The following is a 3,568-nucleotide window of genomic DNA, read 5'->3' on the forward strand; positions in this document are numbered from 1 at the left end:
GATGACCTCGACCGGGTACCGGTGCCCCTTGTACGACGGCGACGCGTTCCCCACGGACACCCTCCTCCAGCCTGATCAACTCGGAGATCATCCCACGGGCCAGCCAATGTGACAGTGCCGCTCCCGCAGCTGCCCACCGGGGCGGTCTCCATGCGTGCATTCCGGGTCCGCAGCGGCTGCGGGTTGCCGACTGCCGCTGTTGCGGCGGGGTCGCCCGGGTGACCCCGCCGATGGACCGCGCCGTGCCGGTGGCCCCGGCCCCGGCCCGGATGGCGGCGCCGGACCCCGACCCCCGTCGACCTCGCGCACTACCCACTCGGGTGGGGCGCTCCACCGGGACACGGAACCAAGCCCGCTCCACACTGTGTGGGCCGGAGGCGGGCGGACGGGAGGGAAGCTCGGGGCAGTCGTGGGCTGATCGCAGACCTCGCAGGACACAGACTCCTGCCTGTAAGCCGTAGGCTCTGGGACATGGCGATCCGCCCACCTTGCGCGGGAAGTCAGTCGAATCAGAAGATTTCAACGACAGGGCGTGCGCTGCTTTCCCTGTGGCCAGGATGCCGCTGGAGATCCGTGCTCCTAGCCGCACCGGGGTTTATCACCGCGTAGCAGGTTGAGCAGGCCAGCCGCCGCGCTCCGGCCTCCGGCTGCGCCACCACGCCGATGGGCTGCCGGCGGACAGCGACGCCTTCGACGTGATCGAGGCAGACACCGGCACCGCAGTAAGCGCAGCAGCCGACGCTATCTTTCGGGTAAGCCGATGATGCGGCTATTGAGCATTCCAGGCAATTCATGGACTGTTCCTCGGGTGTGTGTGAGATGGGCGTGTTCGACCTGATCTGCCCCGCAGGCCGGCCAAGTGGCTGGCGGGTGCGAGCTGATGCCGGGGGGTTGGCCTTGTGGCGGCCTGCCCGCCGTGACATCCACACTACTCCTAGATTGGACTGAGTCAAGTTTAGAGGAGTGGTGATGTGCTTGGCGAGGCGCCTGGCGTGCCAGCTGCCGCCGGTCCGGCAGGAGGCGTTGGTGTCATCCGCAATGGATTCGACTCGGTCGAATCCAAGGGGTGCTGCGCTCTGCTGCTGGGTGGGCCGTGCGGGAGAAGCCGCGCCAGGGGCGTGTGTGTCATCCGGGGCATCCCGGCGGGGGTGGCAGGGGTGGCTGCCTATGAACCTGCGACGGCCTCCTGGCACTGCGCGCACAGCCCCCACCAGGTGATCTCGGCTTCGTCGATGGCGAACCCCTTGCTCTCCACCGGGTCCAGGCAGGGGGCGACCCCGATGGGGCAGTCGACGTCCTCGATGAGCCCGCACTTGCGGCACATCAGGTGGTGGTGGTTGTCGCACACGCGCAGCTCGTAGAGCGCGGGGGAGCCGGCGGGCTCGACGCAGCGGATCAACTGTGCGTTCGTCAGGTCCTCCAGCACGTTGTAGAGCCCCTGCCTGGACGGCCCACTCGAGCCGGACCTGCCCACTCCGATCCGCCTCTCGAGATCCGAGGCCGTGGAATGCGGATGGCCTTGCAGTGCCGTCAGGATGGCGCGGCGCTGTGCCGTGCTGCGCAGCCCCTTGCTCTTGAGTAGGTCGCCAACTGACTGCTCCATGACTGCTGCCACACTCCTTCGACCTCCGGCTGCGGCCGGTAAGGCTCGTTTCCCCACCGCGCTGGTGGGCCGTCCGCCTGGGGGTGGGCGACGGCCGTCGGCAAGAAGCGGGGTCGACACGGTGTTGTCGGGTGCGCGTCCATGCGCTCCGGGTTCTAGGCCGCCACCGTAACGTCAAAAAGTTGACAGAGTCAACTCTGGCGCGGGTGTACGCGCCGGAGGGAGTGACGGGGCGCTGTCACGTTGGCTGATGGGGTGGGATGATCTTCGGGTTGATCGTGGTGGAGGGGGAGTCGTCCGTGGAGAGTACGTCGCTGTCGTACAGGGGGCACCGGTACCCGGTCGAGGTGATCTCCCGGTGCGTGTGGCTGTACTTCCGCTTCCCGCTGTCGTTCCGCGAAGTCGAAGAACTCATGCTCGAGCGCGGCGTGACCGTCTCCCACGAGACGGTCCGCCGCTGGTGTCGGAAGTTCGGGCAGACCTACGCCAACGCACTGCGCCGCCGGCAGCCCCGGCCTGGAGACAAATGGCACTTGGACGAGGTCTACATCAAGATCAACGGCGAGCTGAAGTACCTGTGGCGGCCATGTCCTCGACATCCTCGTGCAGAACCGCCGGGACACCGCCGCGGCCAGACGTTTCTTCCGCCTCCTGCTGAAGAACACGGGCGGCATGCCGCGGGTGATCATCACGGACAAGCTCCGCTCCTACGGCGCCGCCCACCGCGAGGTCATGCCCTCCGTCGAGCACCGCTCGCACAAGGGCCTCAACAACCGGGCCGAAAACAGCCACCAGCCCACCAGGCAGCGTGAGCACGCGATGAACGGTTTCCGCAGCGTGGGTGGAGCCCAGCAGTTCCTGTCCGCGTTCAGCGGCATCTCACCCCACTTCCGCCCCCGCCGCCATCTGATGACAGCCCCCGACTACCGAGCCGAGATGACCGCCCGCTTCGCCATCTGGGAGCAGACCACCGGCGTCACCGCCCAGCCCACCGCGCCCTGAGCACACGCCCGGAACCGGGCCCCACCACGCCCCGACACACCGCCAGACACCCACACACCCAACAACGTGACAACGCCGGTGCCACTGTTCAGCCATGCAAAGCGAGGTACGGCCCGAGGGCGAACAGGGTAATGATCAAAGCAAGCTTCAGGCTGCGGGTGGGCAGCGCGTGAGCGATCTTCCAGCCCAAAAGCACCCCGGCCAGCTCCGGAATGCCAACCAGGGCGGCCAGGGGCCAGTTGATGGTGCCGTGGGCGAGATAGCCGAGGGTGCCCACGCCAGCAATGACGATCGACTGGGCCTGGGCCGAGGCGAGGGACTCCAGCACAGGCACGCCGAGGGCGACCAGCAGCGGGACGGTGAGCATCGGTCCGCCGATGCCGACGATGCCCGCAGCCAGGGCCACAGCGAAGCCAAGCCCGGCCAGCAGCGGCGCGGGCGGGTGAGCCCGCGTGGCCGCCGGACGGTGGCGCTCGCGGTACCACACCAGTGCTGCCACACCCGCCACGAACACCCCGAGCACCAGACCGAAGGCCCGCTTGGACACAAACGTATTGATGACCACCCCGATCGGAGTGCCGACGACGGCGCTCGCGGCGAGGATCAGCGCCGTGCGCCGGGTCTCGGGCTCGCGCAGCTGGCCCGACCGGGTGTAGGCGGCAGTGGCCAGCGCTCCGGTGGCGATATGGGTGATGATGGCGGTGCCGGCCACCTCGGCCGGGGACAGGCCGGTCAGGGCGAACAGCCCGATGGTGGGGAGGACCCCGCCAGGGCCGATAGCGGTGATGCCGACCCCGCCGACGAGCCCGAACAGGGCCAGCGCGATCAGCACAGGCATCGTCAGGGCACTGTCACATTGGCTGGCCCGTGGGATGATCTCCGAGTTGATCAGGCTGGAGGAGGGTGTCCGTGGGGAACGCGTCGCCGTCGTACAAGGGGCACCGGTACCCGGTCGAGGTCATC

Annotated in this window: 3 protein-coding genes and 1 pseudogene; 1 reads left to right on the top strand and 3 read right to left on the bottom strand. The window is 68.3% G+C overall.

The annotated features are described in order from the left end of the window. Positions 1-1,165: 1,165 nt before the first annotated feature. On the bottom strand, positions 1,166-1,603 hold the full coding sequence (locus FCI23_RS54525) for a Fur family transcriptional regulator (protein ID WP_136731605.1): 438 nt from the start codon (positions 1,601-1,603) through the stop codon (positions 1,166-1,168). A 238-nt stretch (positions 1,604-1,841) separates the two neighbouring features. Continuing rightward, positions 1,842-2,018, bottom strand: a complete 177-nt coding sequence (locus FCI23_RS62115; protein WP_246144920.1) for a hypothetical protein — start codon at positions 2,016-2,018, stop codon at positions 1,842-1,844. On the opposite strand from FCI23_RS62115, the pseudogene FCI23_RS54530 reads away from it, so the two are divergent. Continuing rightward, positions 1,966-2,605 (top strand): annotated as a pseudogene (locus FCI23_RS54530) (IS6 family transposase). The gene FCI23_RS62115 and the pseudogene FCI23_RS54530 overlap by 53 nt on opposite strands. Positions 2,606-2,693: 88 nt before the next feature. On the opposite strand, the gene FCI23_RS54535 reads toward FCI23_RS54530, so the two are convergent. Further along, positions 2,694-3,443, bottom strand: a complete 750-nt coding sequence (locus FCI23_RS54535) for a sulfite exporter TauE/SafE family protein (RefSeq protein WP_136731606.1) — start codon at positions 3,441-3,443, stop codon at positions 2,694-2,696. Between the last annotated feature and the right edge of the window lie 125 nt (positions 3,444-3,568).

The sequence above is a fragment of the Actinacidiphila oryziradicis genome (genome assembly GCF_005047355.1).
Taxonomy (GTDB): domain Bacteria; phylum Actinomycetota; class Actinomycetes; order Streptomycetales; family Streptomycetaceae; genus Actinacidiphila; species Actinacidiphila oryziradicis.